General features: G+C 71.2%; 9 protein-coding genes and 2 pseudogenes. 7 read left to right on the forward strand and 4 right to left on the reverse strand.

The features are described from left to right. Positions 1-119 precede the first annotated feature (119 nt). Positions 120-1742 (forward strand): acyl-CoA synthetase, encoded by a 1623-nt coding sequence (locus tag WQO_RS01045; RefSeq protein ID WP_010060730.1) that lies wholly within the window; start codon positions 120-122, stop codon positions 1740-1742. 91 nt (positions 1743-1833) lie between these two features. Here WQO_RS01045 and WQO_RS34590 read toward each other — a convergent pair. From WQO_RS34590 to WQO_RS01070, 4 genes and pseudogenes are all read right to left on the reverse strand, one after another. Then, positions 1834-2669: pseudogene (locus tag WQO_RS34590) on the reverse strand (pyridoxal-phosphate dependent enzyme); the annotation flags it as partial. Between the two features lie 70 nt (positions 2670-2739). Further along, positions 2740-3867, reverse strand: coding sequence for a 2,3-diaminopropionate biosynthesis protein SbnB (gene sbnB, locus WQO_RS01055; RefSeq protein ID WP_010060731.1), 1128 nt, complete (start codon positions 3865-3867; stop codon positions 2740-2742). Beyond that, positions 3864-4878, reverse strand: a pseudogene (locus WQO_RS34410) (TauD/TfdA family dioxygenase). Before WQO_RS34410 ends, sbnB begins: the two are co-directional and overlap by 4 nt. A 6-nt stretch (positions 4879-4884) precedes the next feature. Then, positions 4885-6408, reverse strand: a complete 1524-nt coding sequence (locus tag WQO_RS01070; RefSeq protein ID WP_058953826.1) for an alpha/beta fold hydrolase — start codon at positions 6406-6408, stop codon at positions 4885-4887. 169 nt (positions 6409-6577) lie between these two features. On the opposite strand from WQO_RS01070, the gene paaK reads away from it, so the two are divergent. The 6 genes from paaK to WQO_RS01100 all read left to right on the forward strand — a co-directional run bounded on the left by paaK (position 6578) and on the right by WQO_RS01100 (position 16781). Beyond that, positions 6578-7879, forward strand: coding sequence for a phenylacetate--CoA ligase PaaK (gene paaK, locus WQO_RS01075; protein WP_010060733.1), 1302 nt, complete (start codon positions 6578-6580; stop codon positions 7877-7879). A 110-nt stretch (positions 7880-7989) separates the two neighbouring features. Continuing rightward, positions 7990-8871, forward strand: a complete 882-nt coding sequence (locus WQO_RS01080) for an ABC transporter substrate-binding protein (RefSeq protein ID WP_010060734.1) — start codon at positions 7990-7992, stop codon at positions 8869-8871. Next, entirely contained in the window at positions 8868-9746 is an 879-nt protein-coding gene (locus WQO_RS01085; RefSeq protein ID WP_010060736.1) for an amino acid ABC transporter permease, read from the forward strand. Before WQO_RS01080 ends, WQO_RS01085 begins: the two co-directional genes overlap by 4 nt. Beyond that, the gene (locus tag WQO_RS01090; protein WP_010060738.1) at positions 9743-10522 is read left to right on the forward strand and encodes an amino acid ABC transporter ATP-binding protein; all 780 of its coding nucleotides are present in this window, start codon (positions 9743-9745) and stop codon (positions 10520-10522) included. Before WQO_RS01085 ends, WQO_RS01090 begins: the two co-directional genes overlap by 4 nt. Before the next feature lie 723 nt (positions 10523-11245). Continuing rightward, positions 11246-16123, forward strand: coding sequence for an RICIN domain-containing protein (locus tag WQO_RS01095; protein WP_010060742.1), 4878 nt, complete (start codon positions 11246-11248; stop codon positions 16121-16123). 7 nt (positions 16124-16130) lie between these two features. Beyond that, a complete protein-coding gene (locus tag WQO_RS01100) occupies positions 16131-16781 on the forward strand; it encodes a hypothetical protein (protein ID WP_029182305.1) in 651 nt (216 codons plus the stop codon). The last annotated feature ends 210 nt before the right edge of the window (positions 16782-16991 follow it).

Raw genomic sequence — 16991 nt, forward strand, 5'->3', positions numbered from 1 at the left:
CGCAGTTCAATAGTTTTCTGACAGCTCGTCAGATTGTTGCGACGCCACCTCTTCCCACTTGTGCCGACCGGCGCTCTAATGACGGCCGAGTCGCCAGTCACCCGGGGTCAGGAGGAACGGTGGAGTACAACCTTGCCGACCTGTTCGAGTCGGTCGTCGACGCGGTGCCCGACCGCGAGGCGCTCCTGTACGTCGACCATCCCGGTACGGGCGCGGAGCGCCGGCTGACCTACGCGCAGCTGGACGCCGCCGCGAACCGCATCGCCCACCACCTGACCGACGCCGGGATCCGGCCGGGTGAGCATCTGGGGCTGCACCTCTACAACGGGGTGGAATACCTCCAGACGGTGCTGGGCGCACTCAAGGCGCGGATCGTACCGGTCAACGTCAATTACCGTTATGTCGAAGAGGAGTTGGTCTACCTCTACCGGGACGCGGACCTGGCTGCGCTGGTCTTCGACGGCGAGTTCGACGAGCGCGTGGCCGCGGCCGCCCCGCAGGCCCCTGGACTGCGTCATCTGGTCCGGGTGGGGGCGGCTGCCACCGCGGCGGGTCCCGGGCCCGCGGCCGTTCCTTTCGCCGAGGCGGAGGCGTCGGGCTCCCCGGACCGCGGCTTCGCACAGCGCTCCGCCGACGACCAGTTCATCATCTACACCGGCGGCACGACCGGCATGCCCAAGGGGGTGATGTGGCGTCAGGAGGACCTGTTCTTCTCAGGACTGGGCGGCGGGGCACCGACCGGCGAGCCGGTGAAGACCCCGCAGGAGCTGGCGGAACGGGTCGCGGCGGGCGGCGACGGCATCACCTTCTTCCCCACCCCGCCGCTGATGCACGGGACCTCCACGCTGACCGCGTTCATCGGCTTCAACTTCGGCCAACGCGTGGTCGTGCACCGCAAGTTCGTTCCCGATGAGGTGCTGCGGACGATCGAGAAGGAGAAGGTCACCAGCGTGTCGCTGGTCGGCGACGCGATGCTGCGCCCGCTGATCGACTGCCTGAAGGGGGCGCTGCGCGGGACCGACTGCTCGTCACTGTTCTCCGTCTCCAGCTCCGGGGCGATCATGTCGGACTCGGTGCGGGCGGAGTTCCAGGCGCTCGTGCCGTCGGTGCTGCTGCTGAACAACTTCGGCTCCTCCGAGTCCGGCTTCAACGGCACGGCGACCGCCGACTCGGGCCCCGAGAAGGGATTCCGGGTCCAGGTCAACGCCCGTACGGCGGTGGTGGATCCGGTGACGTACGAGCCGGTGGCCCCCGGCGAGCCGGGCCGCATCGCCCAGCGCGGACATGTCCCGCTCGGCTACTACAACGACCCGGCCAAGACCGCCGACACCTTCTTCCGCCGGGGCGATGAGCGCTGGGTGCTGCTGGGCGACATGGCGACCGTGGACGCGGACGGCGTCGTCACGGTGCTCGGCCGGGGCTCGCAGTGCATCAACACCGGCGGGGAGAAGGTGTATCCGGAGGAGGTCGAGCAGGCGCTCAAGTCCCATGCGGATGTGTACGACGCGCTCGTCGCGGGCGTCCCCGACGAGCGCTGGGGCAACCGGGTCGCCGCGGTGGTCCAACTTCGCGAGGGAGCCGATGCGTTGACCCTGGACGATGTGCAGACCCACTGCCGGACCCGGCTCGCCGGATACAAGATCCCCCGGGCGCTGGTGCTCGCCGACCGGATCCGGCGCTCGCCGAGCGGCAAGGCGGACTACCGGTGGGCGAAGGCGGTGGCGGCGGGGGCCGAGGGCTGACGGTCGGCCGGGAGGGCTGGGGCCGATCGGCCTCACGCTCCCCTCCCGGCCCCCCCCTGGGCGGGAGCACCGGCTCGCGGGCGTCGCCGTCGAGGTCGTCGCCGTACAGGTCGCGTACCCAGGTCGACTGGTACACCGTGTCCAGATACCGCTCACCGAGGTCGGGGGCGATCGCCACGGCGGTCATGCCCGGGTGTCCTTACCGTTCCAGCCAGCCCGCCGCACCGCTGACCACCGTGCCCGTCGATCCGCCGAACAGGAAGCCGCGAGCCGCCATGCGGTGGCAGGCGCGGATGGTGTCGGCCTCCTCGACGACGAGGACGTCGTCGACATGGGCGTCGTCCAGCAGCGGCGGCCGCACGCTCATGCCGAGCCCGGGGATCATGCGGCGCCGGGGAGCTCCGCCGACGAACAGCACGTCCAGATCGGGGAAGAACCGCGCGATCGCCGGGGCCGTGGTGCGGTGGTGCGCCCGCCAGTTGGCCGGGTTGGTGTACTGGCTGAGCCAGACGCAGCGGTCGTCCGTGGCGCGCAGGTCACGTACGTAGTCGAGCCGGGCGCCGGGGAATCCGCCGTTGGACTCGGTCCCGGAGACCATGTGGACCTGACTGCCCAGCGCCTCCATCATGAGCCGGGTCGCCAGGTGGCAGCGGGCATCGGTCACGCACAGGAAGTGGTAGCCCTTGCCGCGATGATGCTGAGCGCCACACCGAGATGGCCCGAGGACGATTCGACCAGGATCGACCGGCGGGTCAGGGCCCCCTCCCGCTCGGCGGCCGCCACCATCTCGGCCGCGGCCTTGAGCTTGATGGGCCCCGCGAAGTTGAAACCCTCGCACTTGAGGAAGAGCGCGCGGCCGATGACCGCCCGGAGGTCGACGTGCAGATCCTCCTCGTTGAAGGCTTGGGAAACGGAGATGACAGGCACCGTGTCCTCCTCCGGGGTGAGCGGGCGAATGGTGTGAGCGGGGCGTGCGAGCTGGGCGCCACGATGCCGGTCACCCGTATCTGCACAGTTCGTGGAAGAAGCCGTCGATGATCCGCAGCTCCCCCGTGCGGGCCACTTCGTCGTAGACGTAACTGCCGACCGCGAGGTCGAGCACGCCGAGGCCGAACGGGGAGGACACGGCGGTGCGGCAGGCGGGGACGCCGACCCGGCCGGACATCACGTCGTCCAGCGTTCCGTCCAGGAAGTCCCGTTTGCCGGTGAGCTGTTCGGTCAGATGCGGCGACGTGGCGGCCCGCAGACAGTGCGCGACGTCGTCGACGATGCTGGTCGCGGTCAGCAGGACCTGCGGGGCCAGGTCGCGCAGCGACACCTGCAGTGCCAGCGGGTGGCGCGCGAACCAGGACGGTTCGAGGACGTGCGGCGCTCCGGCGACGGTGGCGAAGACCACCAGGTCGCTCTGGCGGATCAGCTCCTCGGCGGTGCTGTGCACGGTGACGCGGCCGGTGGCTCCCGCCTGTTCGAGGTAGAGACGGAACCCGGCGGAACTGCTCGCCGCGAGGTCGTGCACGCCGATCTCGTCGAAGGACCAGCCCGTCCCCTCCAGAAAGGTGTGGATGTAGCGGGCGATCAGTCCCGCGCCGAAGAAGCCGATCCGGACCGGGCGCGGCCGGTCACGGCTGAGCCAGTCGGCAGCCGCCGCCGCGGATGCGGCCGTCCTGGTCGCGCTGATGACGGAGCTCTCCAGACAGGCGAAGGGGTAACCGGTGGTGTGGTCGTTGAGGATCAGCACGGCGGAGGCGCGGGGAATGCTCGCCGCCACGTTCTCCGGGAAGCTGAAGATCCACTTCACCCCCTCCACCTGGACGTCGCCGCCCAACGAGGCGGGCAGCGCGATGATCCGGGCCGTCGGCCGGTCGGGGAACCGGAGGAAGGAGGACGGCGGATCGACCGAGGCTCCGGAGCCGTGGAGCCGGTAGGCGTTCTCGATCACCGCCACGATGTCCTTCTCCCGTCCCCGCAGGGCGTGCTGGACCTGCGCGCCGGTGATGACCGCGAAGGGCGGCACCGCGGGCCGGCCGTCGGACGGGACGGCTGCCACCGAGCCGGGCGTCGGCGGGGAGGGCCTGATCGGGGATGACCTGGTCGAGGAGGGCGTGATCGCGCGGGCGGTGGTCATGATGCGCTCATCTCGGTGCGGGTGAAGCGGGTGGGCAGGTCGGCCGGTGCCATGGGGGCGGCCGGGGCGACGACGACCTCGCGGGGTCCCTCGTACGGCTCCCGGCTGTGGGCCGCGCGGAGGTTGTCGACGATCAGCAGGTCGCCGGTCTCCCACGGGCGGCGTTCGGTGTGGGCCTCGTACACCTCGTTGATCAGCCGGACCACGTCCTCGGGGAGCGGTTCGCCGTTTCCTTATCGGGTGTTGAAGGGCAGCCCGTCGGCTCCGTGCTCCTCGATCAGATACGCGCGGATCTCCGGGGCGAGCGTCCACTCGTTGAGGAAGGCGACCTGGTTGAACCAGTAACGCCGTGCGTCGGCCGGGTGGCGGAGAACGGCGGGACGGCGCTGCTCGGTGCGCGGTTCGCCGTCCGGGCGCCAGGTGGCCCGGATCGCGTTGGCCCGGCAGTACGCCTCGATCGCGGTGCGGTCGTCGGAGCCGAAGACCTCGGCGGGACCGGCGCCGATCTCGCCGTTGAAGCTGCGGGTGAGCAGCCAGCCCTCGCGTTCGAAGCGGGCGGTCAGCCCGTCCGGCAGGGCCTCCAGTACGGCGGCGGCGGCCACCCCGGTGGCTCCGCCCCGTTCGGGCGCCCGGAGACAGGCGAACAGCATCAGCCCGGGGAACTCCAGGGCGCCGCTCAGCTCATGGTCGCATGCACATCGGCTGGTTCGACGGCCACGGGGTGGCGGAGAGGACGCCGTCGCCGTACGGCTCCCGGGCGGCGAAGGTCTCGCGTTCCGCCAGGGGGAGCGCGCCGAGCGCGCCGCGGACGGCTGCGGTGCCGGACGCGTCGCGCAGGTCCAGTCCCCGGACGAGGACGGCGCCGTGCTCGGTCACCGCGGCGCGCAGGGCCTGGCGGTGGCTCGCGATCCAGCCCGGTGCGTCGCCGCCGGGGTCTGCGGGGAGCAGCGGCGGCCGTCCGGGGGCCCGCTCCAGGTCGGGAAGGGGTGCGGTGCGGGTGGTGGACGGCATCCGGATTCAGCGGAGCCCGAACGCCCGGATCGCAGCGAGAAACTCCTCCGGCCGGTCCGTGTGGATCAGGTGTCCCGCCTCGACGGTGACCAGCTCGGCGTCCGGTATCGCGCGGACCATCTGCGCGAGCTGTTCCTGGTCGATGTGGCTGTCGGGCCCGCCGCCGATGACGAGGGTGGGCACGGTGATCTCCGGGAAGCGCTCACGGACGGCCGGGTCGGGGTCGTTGATCTGCGCGTCGATGTCGGGGACGACGGGCCAGTCGAAGTCGAGGTCGCCCTCGGGGCGGACGGAGGGCGGCCGGGGCGGGTCGAGCGGCAGGAGGGGCGGGGCGTCCTCGATGACGAGCCGCCCGATCAGGCCCGGTTCCCGCTGGGCCAGGAGGTAGGCGGCGACCCCGCCCATGGAGTGTCCGACGACGGTCGCTCCGGCGAGGTTGCGGGCTTCCAGGAAGGCGTGCAGGTCGTCGCGGAACATCTCGAAGGAGTAGCGGCCGGGCCAGTCGCTCAGTCCGTGGCCGCGGAAGTCGGGGGCGTACACGCGGTGGTCGGCGGCCAGGTCCCGCGCGATCCGGGTCCAGGTCTCGCTGGAGCCCGCCCGGCCGTGCAGCAGGACGACGGGCGGGGCCTCGGGGGCGCCCCACACCCGGTAGGCGAGCCGGACCCCGCCCGCCTGGACGCTCGACACCTCCGGGTCGAGGAAGGCCGCAACCGTACGGGCGAAGGCTCCCGGGTCGTCCAGCCACGGGAAGTGCCCGGCCCCGCGCTGGACGACGAACTCGGCGCCCGGGAAGAGCGCGGCGAGCTCGGTGGCCCGGTCCGGGCTGGGGTGGCCGTCGTACTCCCCGGCGAGAACGAGGACCGGCACGGTGAGTCCGCGCAGGGCCGCGGCGGTGGCGGCGGGGTCGAAGGCGCCTTCCTCGGCGTAGCGTTCGCGGGCCTGTGCGTTGGTCTGTCCGGCGGATGCCTCGGCGTGGGCGCGGGCCGGCTCGTCCCAGCGGCCGTAGGTGAGGGGCCGGACCGCGGGCCACAGCTCGGCGAACGGTCCCCCGGCGAGCAGCGCCTCCTGGGCGGCCCGCGCCTCGGGGTACCAGGGCTCGTCGCGCCGCAGCTCGGCGGCCTCGCGCAGGTCGTCAGCGGTCACTTCGATGCCCACGGCCCTGGTACTGGGCGTGACGAGGGTCAGGGTGCGCAGCCGCTCCGGGTGGCGGGCGGCGTACAGCAGGGCCAGGTCGGCTCCGGCGGAATGCGCCAGTACGTCGATCCGCTCCAGGCCCAGGTGTTCACGCAGGGCCTCGACGTCGTCGAGGAGGCGGTCGCAGCGGTACGTCGAGGGGTCCCCGGGCACACCGGACGCGCCGGTGCCGCGCAGGTCCGGCAGGACGAGCCGGCGCCGGGCGGCGAGCCCCCCGAGGTCGCCGAGATACGCGCTCGCCCGCATCGGCCCGCCGGGCAGACAGATCAGCGGTTCCCCCTCGCCCAGCAGGTGGTAGGCGAGCGGGGTCTTGTCGTACGCGGAGAAGGTCGGCATACGCCCCATCCAAACAGGAAGCCGTGAGCGGGCACAGCGGACTTCGCCGCGGGCTGATCGGCTCCGGACGCCGCGCGCCCCTTGCCAGCACCCCCGGCCGCCTGAATTACTGCTCCCAGGAAGATCGACCGAATGATCGGTCGCCCGGTCCGGGAGAGGAAGGGTCCTGATGACGGCCATGCTGGACGCGGCGGAACGGCTCGGCCGGGGCGAGCTGGAGGCCCTGCAACGGGAACGGCTGCGGTCCACGCTGCGGCACGCGTACGACAACGTTCACTTCTACCGCGACGCTTTCGACCGCGCGGGGCTGAAGCCCGAGGACTGCCGGACGCTCGCGGATCTGGCCCGTTTCCCGTTCACCGCGAAGACGGATCTGCGGGACAACTACCCCTTCGGAATGTTCGCCGTGCCGGAGCACGAGGTGCGCAGGATCCACGCCTCCAGCGGCACGACGGGGCGGCCGACCGTCGTCGGGTACACCGAACGGGACCTGGACACCTGGGCGGATGTCGTGGCCCGGTCTATCCGTGCGGCGGGCGGGCGGCCCGGCCACAAGGTCCATGTGGCGTACGGATACGGGCTGTTCACCGGTGGGCTCGGGGCGCACTACGGGGCGGAGCGGCTCGGCTGCACGGTGATCCCGGCCTCCGGGGGCATGACCGCGCGGCAGGTCCAGCTGATCCAGGACTTCCGGCCCGAGATCATCATGATCACGCCGTCGTACATGCTGACGCTGCTCGACGAGTTCGAGCGGCAGGGCGTCGATCCCCGTACGACGTCCCTGAAGGTGGGGATCTTCGGCGCGGAGCCGTGGACCGAGGGGATGCGCCGGGAGATCGAGGACCGGTTCGCGATCGACGCGGTGGACATATACGGACTCTCGGAGGTGATGGGCCCGGGGGTGGCACAGGAGTGCGTGGAGACGAAGGACGGGCTGCACATCTGGGAGGACCACTTCTATCCGGAGGTCGTGGACCCGTTCACCGGTGAGGTGCTTCCCGACGGCGAGGAGGGGGAGCTGGTCTTCACCTCGCTGACCAAGGAGGCGATGCCGGTGATCCGCTACCGGACCCGGGACCTGACGCGGCTGCTGCCGGGGACGGCGCGGACGTTCCGGCGGATGGAGAAGGTCACCGGCCGCAGCGACGACATGGTGATCCTGCGCGGCGTGAACCTCTTCCCCACGCAGATCGAGGAGATCGTGCTCCGGACGCCGGGCGTCGCTCCGCACTTCCAGCTGCGGCTGACCCGGGACGGGCGGCTGGACGCGCTGACGGTGCTCGCGGAGGCGCGGGAGGACGCGACGACCGACGAGCGGGAGAAGGCGGCGCGGGCCATCGCGGCGGCGGTGAAGGACGGCGTCGGGGTGTCGGTGAACGTGGAGGTCGTGGATCCGGAGACGCTGGAGCGCTCGGTGGGCAAGATCCGGCGGATCGTCGACCTGCGGGAGAAGGAGCGCCGCACGAGGTGAACAGCGGCGCTGACCGGCGCTGTTCACACCCGCGCAACACCCGTTCCCACTATGCGGACAGCTGCCGGAACGTCTCGACACAGGGGGCCGGACCCTGCGAGTCTCCCGCTATGCATCTCGCCCACCGGCCCCTGGTCCTCACCGCTCTGAGCTCCGCCGTCGTCCTCTGCGCCGCCCTCGTGGGCTGTGCCCCGCAAGCGGAGGAGAAGGGGGCGTCGGACGGGCCCGGTGCGACGGGGTCCTGCGCGCCCGGCAAGCTCGCCACCCAGGTGCCCGGAAAGCTCACCGTCGGCACCGACAAGCCCGCGTACGCCCCCTGGTTCGCCGACGACGAGCCGTCCAACGGGAAGGGCTTCGAGTCGGCGGTGGCGTACGCCGTGGCGAAGGAGCTGGGGTACGGCCGCGATGCGGTGGTCTGGCAGCACACGCCGTTCAACAGCGCGTTCGCGCCCGGTGCGAAGAAGTTCGACTTCGACATCAACCAGGTCTCCATCAGCGAGGAGCGGAAGAAGGCCGTCGCCTTCTCCTCCGGCTACTACGACGTGCGCCAGGCCGTCGTCGCGCTGAAGTCGTCGAAGGCCGCGAAGGCGAAGAGCGTCGCCGACCTCAAGGATGTGAAGCTGGGCGCGCAGGTGGGCACCACCAGCCTCGACTTCATCACCGACCTGGTGAAGCCCAAGGAGAAGCCGGCCGTCTACCAGCGCAACGACTTCGCCAAGTCGGCGCTGAAGACCGGTCAGGTGGAGGCCATCGTGGTGGACCTGCCGACCGCCTTCTACATCACCGGGGCCGAGGTGCCCGAGGCGGAGGTGGTGGGCCAGTTCGCCCAATCCCCCGGTGAGCCCGAGCAGTTCGGTCTAGTCCTGGACCGGGAGAGCGCGCTGACCTCCTGCGTGAGCGGGGCGGTGGACGCCCTGCGGAAGGACGGCACGCTGGCCGGCCTGGAGAAGGAGTGGCTCTCCGACGCCGTCGGCGCGCCGGTGCTCAAGTGACCCTGCACAAGACTCCGGCCGCCGAGGACGCCTATGTCCCCTCCGAGCGCCGGATCGCCCGCGAGCGCTACCGGCGGGGGCGCACCCGGCGGGCCACCGCGATCGCCGCGACCAGCACGCTGGTGGTGGGCGCGGCGCTGTTCGTGCTGATCACGAACTCGCCGGGCTGGACCCGTACGAAGGAGACGTTCTTCAGCGCCCATTACGCGCGCGTCGCCCTCCCGCAGGTCCTGGAGGGGCTGTGGCTGAATCTGCGGCTGCTGGCTGTCTGCGGTGCGGCCGTGCTGGTGCTCGGTCTGCTGCTGGCGGTGGCACGGACCCTGCGCGGTCCGGTGTTCTTCCCTCTGCGCGCGCTGGCCACCGCCTACACGGACTTCTTCCGTGGGCTGCCGCTCATCATCTGTCTGCTGATGGTGGTGTTCGGGGTGCCCGCCCTGCGCCTGGAGGGGGTGACCACCGATCCCGTGCTGCTGGGCGGCAGCGCGCTGGTGCTGACGTACTCGGCGTACGTCGCGGAGGTCTTCCGGGCGGGCATCGAATCCGTGCACCCCTCGCAGCGGGCGGCGGCCCGTTCGCTGGGGCTGAGCAGCGGGCAGGCGCTGCGCTTCGTCGTGCTGCCGCAGGCGGTGCGGCGGGTGGTGCCGCCGCTCCTCAACGACCTGGTGTCGCTCCAGAAGGACACCGGGCTCGTCTCGATCGCCGGGGCGGTGGACGCCGTGTACGCGGCGCAGATCATCGCGAGCAAGGACTTCAACTACACGCCGTACGTCGTCGCGGGGCTGGTCTTCGTGGCGCTGACCATCCCGATGACCCGCCTCACCGACTGGGTGACGGCCCGGATGGACCGGCGGCGGGCGCAGGGAGGGCCGGTATGAGCACGGATGCGGGAACGGCTCCGGTGCTGCGGATGGAGGCGGTCCGCAAATCGTTCGGTGCGTCGTTGGTGCTGCGGGACGTGGACCTGGAGGTGGCCCCGCACACGGTGACCGCCCTGATCGGCGCTTCCGGGTCGGGGAAGTCAACGCTGCTGCGCTGCGCCAACCTCCTGGAGGAGGTCGACGACGGGGCGATCTTCCTGGACGGCGAGGAGATCACCGATCCCCGGGCCGACGCGGACGCGGTGCGCCGCCGGATCGGCGTGGTGTTCCAGGCGTACAACCTCTTCCCGCATCTGACCGTGCTGCAGAACATCACCCTGGCCCCGCACCGGGTCCACGGGCTCTCCCGGGCCCGGACCGAGACGGACGCCCGGGAGCTGCTGGAACGGCTGGGGCTCGGGGCGAAGGCGGACGAGTATCCGGACCGGCTCAGCGGCGGGCAGCAGCAGCGGGCCGCGATCGTGCGGGCGCTGGCCGTACGCCCCCGGCTGCTGCTCCTGGACGAGATCACGGCGGCGCTGGACCCGGAGCTGGTGGGCGAAGTGCTGGGTCTTGTCCGGGAGGTGAAGGAGGACGGCATGACGATGGTGATCGCCACGCACGAGATGGCGTTCGCGCGTGAGGTCGCCGACCAGGTGTGTTTCCTGGACGCCGGGGTGGTGCTGGAGCGCGGCACGCCCGAGGAGGTGTTCGGCGCACCGCGCGAGGAGCGCACGCAGCGGTTCCTGCGGCGGATCGTGGCGGCGGGGCGGCTCCAGGGCGACAGGCCCTAGGGAACAGAGGTCAGGTCAGTTCGTCCCGCAGTTGCCGCTTGATGATCTTTCCGCCGGCGTTGCGCGGCAGTTCGTCGACGAACACGATGTGCTGAGGCACCTTCAAGGCGGTGGGCTTCGCGGACGCGCGATGGGTCCCCCTCATCTCCCCTTGCCTCGGTGACGGCGAGGTGGGTGCGGGTCAGGTGCGGCTACTGCCGGGTAGGGGATTTCCCCCTTTCCCCGGCTCATTCTCAGTCAACTTATGACTAAATACGGCCAACTCTCAGCTCGATCTTCGCATTCCCCTCACAGGTCACTCCTGTCATGGACACAAGGCCAGCCTGGGCGAGTGACGGGCTCACCGCACATCGGACACTCCGCAACGGTGCTCCGCGCTCCGGAAATCGGTCGGACTCCCGTGCGGCAGCGGACGTATGGTGAGCGCCGCGCGCGTGGCGGGACCTGACCGCTCGGCCACGGGACGCGCACATCACACGGCGGCCGGGGGACGGATCCGCCACGGGGGAGGTTCGCCGTCATGCCGCACCATCGGCTCGCTGAGCCGGACGGTCTCGCCGTCCGCGCCGCCGCACAGGGCTGACCGCCCGAACCTCCACCCGCCGCACCAGCACCCCCGCCTGTCATCGATCGCGACGAAGGATTGCTCCCTTGCGCCTCAAACCAGGATTGTTCAGACCCGGACCACGCCGATCACCGATCCTCACCCCTGTCGTCACCTCTGTGGCGGCGCTCGCCGTCCTCGGCGGTCTGGGCGCGCAGCCCGTGGCCGCCGCGCCGGACCGGGCCGACCGTACAGCCCCAGCAGGCGCCGGCAGCGACTGGAACGAGGAGACCCCCGCCGAACTGCTCCGCCAGGACCAGTGCCTGATGGACGGCGTGCTGCGGCTCGGCGGACCGTCCATGGCCGCCACCGCGCAGAGCGGACTCGACCAGACGCCGGAGAAGCTCCGCGAACTCGCCGACCGGCAGCACTGGGAGGACACCCCGCTCGCCACGGCCTACCAGAGCGACCGGGACGCGGCGCTGAAGGAACTCGACGCGCTGCACGCCCTGCGCGACGGGTGGCAGAAGCCGCTCCAGGGGCTGACCAACCCGGCCGGCTTCACCGTCACCGCATTCGCGTGGCCTCCCGGTACCCGCGAGGGCCAGGACTTCTACGAGCAGACCGGTCTGACCCAATGGACCTCCGACCGGTTCTGGAAGGACGAGCGCGACTTCTACGAGGACCCGACCCCGCCCGCCGACGCGGCGACCGTCAAGGCGGTCAAGGACCTCGGGGCCCCGCTGTACGGCACGGACCCCGACCCGAGCTCGCCCGACTGGAACCGTGCCCTCGCCGAGCACGGCGCGTACGAGCACCTGACGGACTGGTCCCTGGAGCCCACGGGCGCGGACAACGCCCGGATCTTCCTGGCGTCCGGCGGCTTCCCGCGTACCGCTCCCCAGCCCGGTTCGCCGGAGCACCGGATCGCGGTCGAGGACCTCAAGACCCGCTTCGCCGCCTGCGCGTGGCGGGACCCGATCGACCCGAACGACGTCCTGGACCCGATCTCCGACACTGCCGCCACGGAGTGGCAGAAGGAGATCTCCTCGCAGGCGACCCAGCGCAACCAGTTGCTGACCGCCAACAAGGAAGCCGCCAAGGCCCTGGCCACCGGGTCGAAGTTCCTCGGCGACCTGATCGGCCACTCCTGGGTGGCCGACCACCTGACCCAGTTCCAGGACTACTGGTCCGCGGGCGGAGTCGGCTGGATCGGCACCAAGCCGACCACCCTCCAGGTGAGCGCCTCCACCGGCAAGTGCCTCGATGTCGAGGGCGGCAAGACCGTTAACGGCACCCCCGTCCAGGTCTACACCTGCAACAACGGCGCCGCCCAACAGTGGGTCGTCGAGGGCGACGACAAGGGTCTGCACCTGCGGAACGTCGGTTCCCAGAAGTGTCTGGACGTCTCGAACACCAGCACCGCCGACGGTGCGAAGATCCAGATCTGGACCTGCAACAGCTCCCCGGCGCAGACCTGGGACTACAACGTCCGGGCCAAGACGATCCTGAAGAACGTCGGCACGGGCAAGTGCGTGAACCTGCCCAAGTTCGACAACAGCGTCAACGCCGTGCAGGCGACCTGCGGCCCCACGGGACCGCAGCAGTTCACGGTCAAGGTGTCCGGCAACAACGGCTCCGTCCCGCCGAAGGCCCAGTTCGACAAAGCCGCGAAGGGCATCACGGACGCCCGAGCCGCGGCGAGGAAGCAACTGGACGCACTCAAGGCACAGGCGGCAGCGGCGAAGAAGGCCGCCACCACCAGTGACACCGCCGAGAAGGCCGCCTACGCGATCGCGGACGCCCAGGGCTCGCCCCGGGGCCGCGGTCTGCTGGCCGCCCAGCAGAAGGCTCAGGTCACCAAGGGCGCCGTCGCCGCGCTGGACGCCATGGTGAAGGCCGGTGAGACCGCCGAGGCGGCGACCCGCGCCTCCGCCGCGGACAGTGACACGATCGCGCAGCGGGCGCTGGCCCAGGCCGCACAGTCCAAGGCCGAGTTCCGTCGGCAGGCAGCCTACGCCGCCGAAGTGCAGGCGAAGGCGGCCGCCGACGGTGCGAAGATCCACCGCGACAACGCCAAGAAGGACAAGGAGACCGCGGAGGCGAAGCTCGCCGAGGCACTGAAGGCCGAGAGCGACGCCAAGGCGGCCGCCGCCACGGCGCACGCCAAGCGGCTCGCCGCGGAGGCCGAGGAGGCCACCGCGAAGAAGGAGAAGGAGACCGCGGCGGCCAAGCAGGCCGAGGCGGCTCAGCACCGCAGGACCGCGGAGGCCGAGGCGGGCACCGCGAAGGACGCCAAGGAGAAGGCGGAGGCCGCGGAAGGCACCGCGGTGCAGAAGCAGAAGGCCGCCGAGACCGCCCGCGACAAGGCCAAGGACCTGCGCGACGACGCGTGGGACGCCGAGCAGAAGGCGGACGCGGCACGCGCCAAGGCCGACGCCAAGGAGGCGTTCGCCCAGGCCCACGAGTCGGACGCCAACGCCCAGGAGTCGCGTGCCGCCGCGAACGCCGCGGCAGGCCACGCCGACGACGCCGAGGCCGCAGCCGGCCGGGCCCGCACCGCGGCGAACGCCGCGACGCAGGCCGCCGCCGACGCGGACGCCGCCGCCACCCGCGCGGAGGCGGCCGCCAAGCGGGCCCGCGCCCACTCGGACGCGGCCCAGGCCGCCAAGCTGAAGTCCGAGGCCGCGGTGCGCACCGCCACCAGTGCGGCGGCGGACGCCATCAAGGCGTCGGATCACGCCGCCTCGGAGGCGAAGACCGCCGTCGAGCTGGCGGACGAAGCGGAGCGACAGGCCAAGACCGCCAAGACCCATGCGGACGAGGCCCACAAGGAGGCCGGCAAGGCGCTCGTCGCCTCAGCCAGGGCCGCCGGCTTCGCCCACGTCACGGCGCAGGCCGCCGTCGACGCCGGGAACGCGGCCGAACAGGTCGCCAAGCCGGCGAACGACGCCATCCAGCTCGGTTCCCCCTACGTGACGACCGACTCCGCCGCCTCCCTCGTCGTGCTGGCGGGCCAGTCGTCCAAGTCGATCGCCGAGCAGCAGAAGAGTGTCGCCGACGCCCACGCCAAGAACGCACAGGAGGAGGCCGCCGCGGCCAAGGCCATCGCGGCGGCCGCGCAGGGCGACGCCAAGGCCGCCTACCAGCACGCCGCGAACGCGGCGGGCCACGCGGCGACCGCCCGTACCTACGCGAAGGAGGCACTCGGCTACGCGGCGGACGCCGCCACCGCGGCGTCCAAGGCGTCGCAGTCCCTCGCGCGCACCATCGAGTACGACCGCAAGGCCGGCGAGGACGCGGCCGCAGCGGACAAGGCGGCCGGACGCGCCGAGGGCTACGCCACCGACGCCCGTTCGTCCGCCGACGCGGCCGCGCTCGACGCCCAGGCCGCCCGCGACGCCGCAGCCGCGGCAGAGCAGGCCGCCAAGGACGCACGCGCCGCGGCGACCCGCGCCGACACCGCCGCCACCCTGGCGGAGGAGGCGGCCAAGGACGCCCAGAAGTACGCGGAGTCGGCCCAGGAAGCGGCCGAGTCCGCCGAGCGCAAGGAGGCCAACCAGCAGGTCAGCAGCGGCGCGGGCACCGGGATCGGCGGCACCTGGTACGTCGTCGACGAGAGCACGGTCGAAGTCACCGACGCCAAGCAGCTCAACGACTGCGTCATCGACATCGGCTTCGGAGGCTGCACCGTCACCTTCACGGTCACGTTCAACGCGACCGTCGACTTCTTCCTCTGCACCGACCCGGACGTCCCCGCATCGGCGACCGGCTGCCCGCAGGCCGACACGGTCCTGGTCAGGTCCGAACCCTTCACGGGGCTGAAGAAGGACGTCACCAACTACTTCAGCAAGCTCGACCTGATCCAGCAGACCGTCGTCTACCGGATCCTCAAGACAGTCCTGATCCAGGACTTCGTCGACTGCTGGCACGGCAGCGTCAGCGGCTGCGCCTGGGCCGCGTCCAACTTCGTCCCCGGCAAGGCCTTCGCCAAGATCGCCGAGGCGATCAACGCCCTGGACGCCGCCCTGAAGACCGGCATCGGCATCGCCGACGCCTACAAGGCCCTCAAGACCCTCGACGTGGACCCCGCGACACTCGCCAAGATCTCGCAGCAGGTCAACATCGTCGAGGACGCCCTGACGAGCTGCCGGGTCAACAGCTTCCCGGCAAAGACACGGGTGCTGATGGCGGACGGCACGCGTCGGCCGATCGACGCCGTGCGCCAGGGCGACCTGGTCCTCGCGACGGACGCCGAGACCGGCGTCCACGCGATCCAGCCCGTCACCGACACGTACCGGCACGATGCGCGTCGTCTCGTCGATGTGTCCTTCGCCGACGGGTACCGCCTGACCAGTACGGCAGGGCACCGGGTGTTCGTGGCGGAGCGGGGCTGGACCGTCGTGGCCGACCTGCGCGTCGGCGACCGGCTCCGTGGACCGGACGGCACGGCTCGCGCCGTGCGTGCGCTCGACGACCGGTCGGATCTGGCGCCCCGCACGGTGTACGACATCACCGTCGACGGGACCCACACCTTCTATGTGGGCGCGGAGGGAGCGCCGGGTGCACCGGCACGTGACGTCCTGGTCCACAACTGCGTGCAGCTCACGTTGCACGAGGGCGATCGCGGTGCGCACACGATCCGGGACCACGTGGACACCACGCCCCAGCGGGCCAAGGACAAGGCCAGGGACGGTCTCGCAAACAACCCCAACCACCCTGGTGTGACCGGTGTCTGGACGAATCTGGACACAGCGCAGGAAGCCGTGAACGACGCCATGCTGAAGTGGCTGACGGGCATGTCGCCCAGCCAGAACGCGGCAAACCAGAAGCGTCTGCAGAAGTGGATGCAGACCACGCCGAAGGACTCGGAGAGGGCCACGGATCTCCTCTCGTTCGACGTGACGCTCAACAATCCGGCATCGCTGGGCACCATCTATCACCACACCGGTGACAGCTGGGCAGCCAAGAACATCGTGTCGATCACTCTCAAGAGGTCCGCGCACAAGCCGGGCTACATGGTGTACACCTCCTATCCCAAGGGACCGAGGCCGTGAGGTGACCGTGCGACGCCAGGACATGTGGATCGACTTCGGGCTCAGCGGGCTCACCAAGTGGTTCGCCGCCCCATGGGCCGGCGAGGTCACGCCCGAGGAGCTCGTCACCGAGGCGGCGAGCTGGGGAGACGGCGCCTACGCGCCGACACTCCTGGAGGATGCGCGGCGGCTGCTGGAGTCCCCTGTGCCGACTCCGGTCATCGACCGGTTGTGGTGTGCGGCGATCGGGCTTCCCCACGACCCGGGCGCCGTACCGGTCGAAGGACGCGCGTGGCTGGACGAGATCATCGGACTCTGCGTGGCACGAGTGCGCCAGGACGATCCCTCCTTCACCCCCGCATCGCCGCAGCCACCGGCGAACGGGATGCTGGGAGAAGCGGTTCTGCGGGAGGTCCGCGAGGTCGCCGCGGCCGTGGTCGACGCCGTCCGCGCCGCCGGCCACTCCGGCGGGGCCGACGTGGTGACGGCGGTGGAGCAGGTGGTCGTCCACGTGGACCCCGACCTGGGTTTCCGCCTCTTCCTGCGGATCCTCAAGGCGTACATGGTCCCGATCACGGAATCGCGGTATCTGCGGTACCACGAGCTGGGTGAGCGCTTCGGCTACCACGAGCTCGTCGTCGACGACGGCACGCTGCAGTCGGTTGCCGACACGGACTGAACACCCGGCGTCCGATCGGCCGAGGGCCCGCACACCCCTGTCACGGGGCGTGCGGGCCCTTGCAACAGGCCCGGGGGGGGAGCCACGCGAACGTCGCTGTCGCGACCCCCGAGGAAGCCGGATACCGACCAGCCGGTTGACAGTTGCCGGGGCGCCCTGGCTGAGTGGCGCGTGGCTGTCCGGACGGTCCGGTCAACCGCCTGTGCCACC

Source organism: Streptomyces globisporus C-1027, from assembly GCF_000261345.2.
GTDB classification, from domain to species: domain Bacteria; phylum Actinomycetota; class Actinomycetes; order Streptomycetales; family Streptomycetaceae; genus Streptomyces; species Streptomyces pakalii.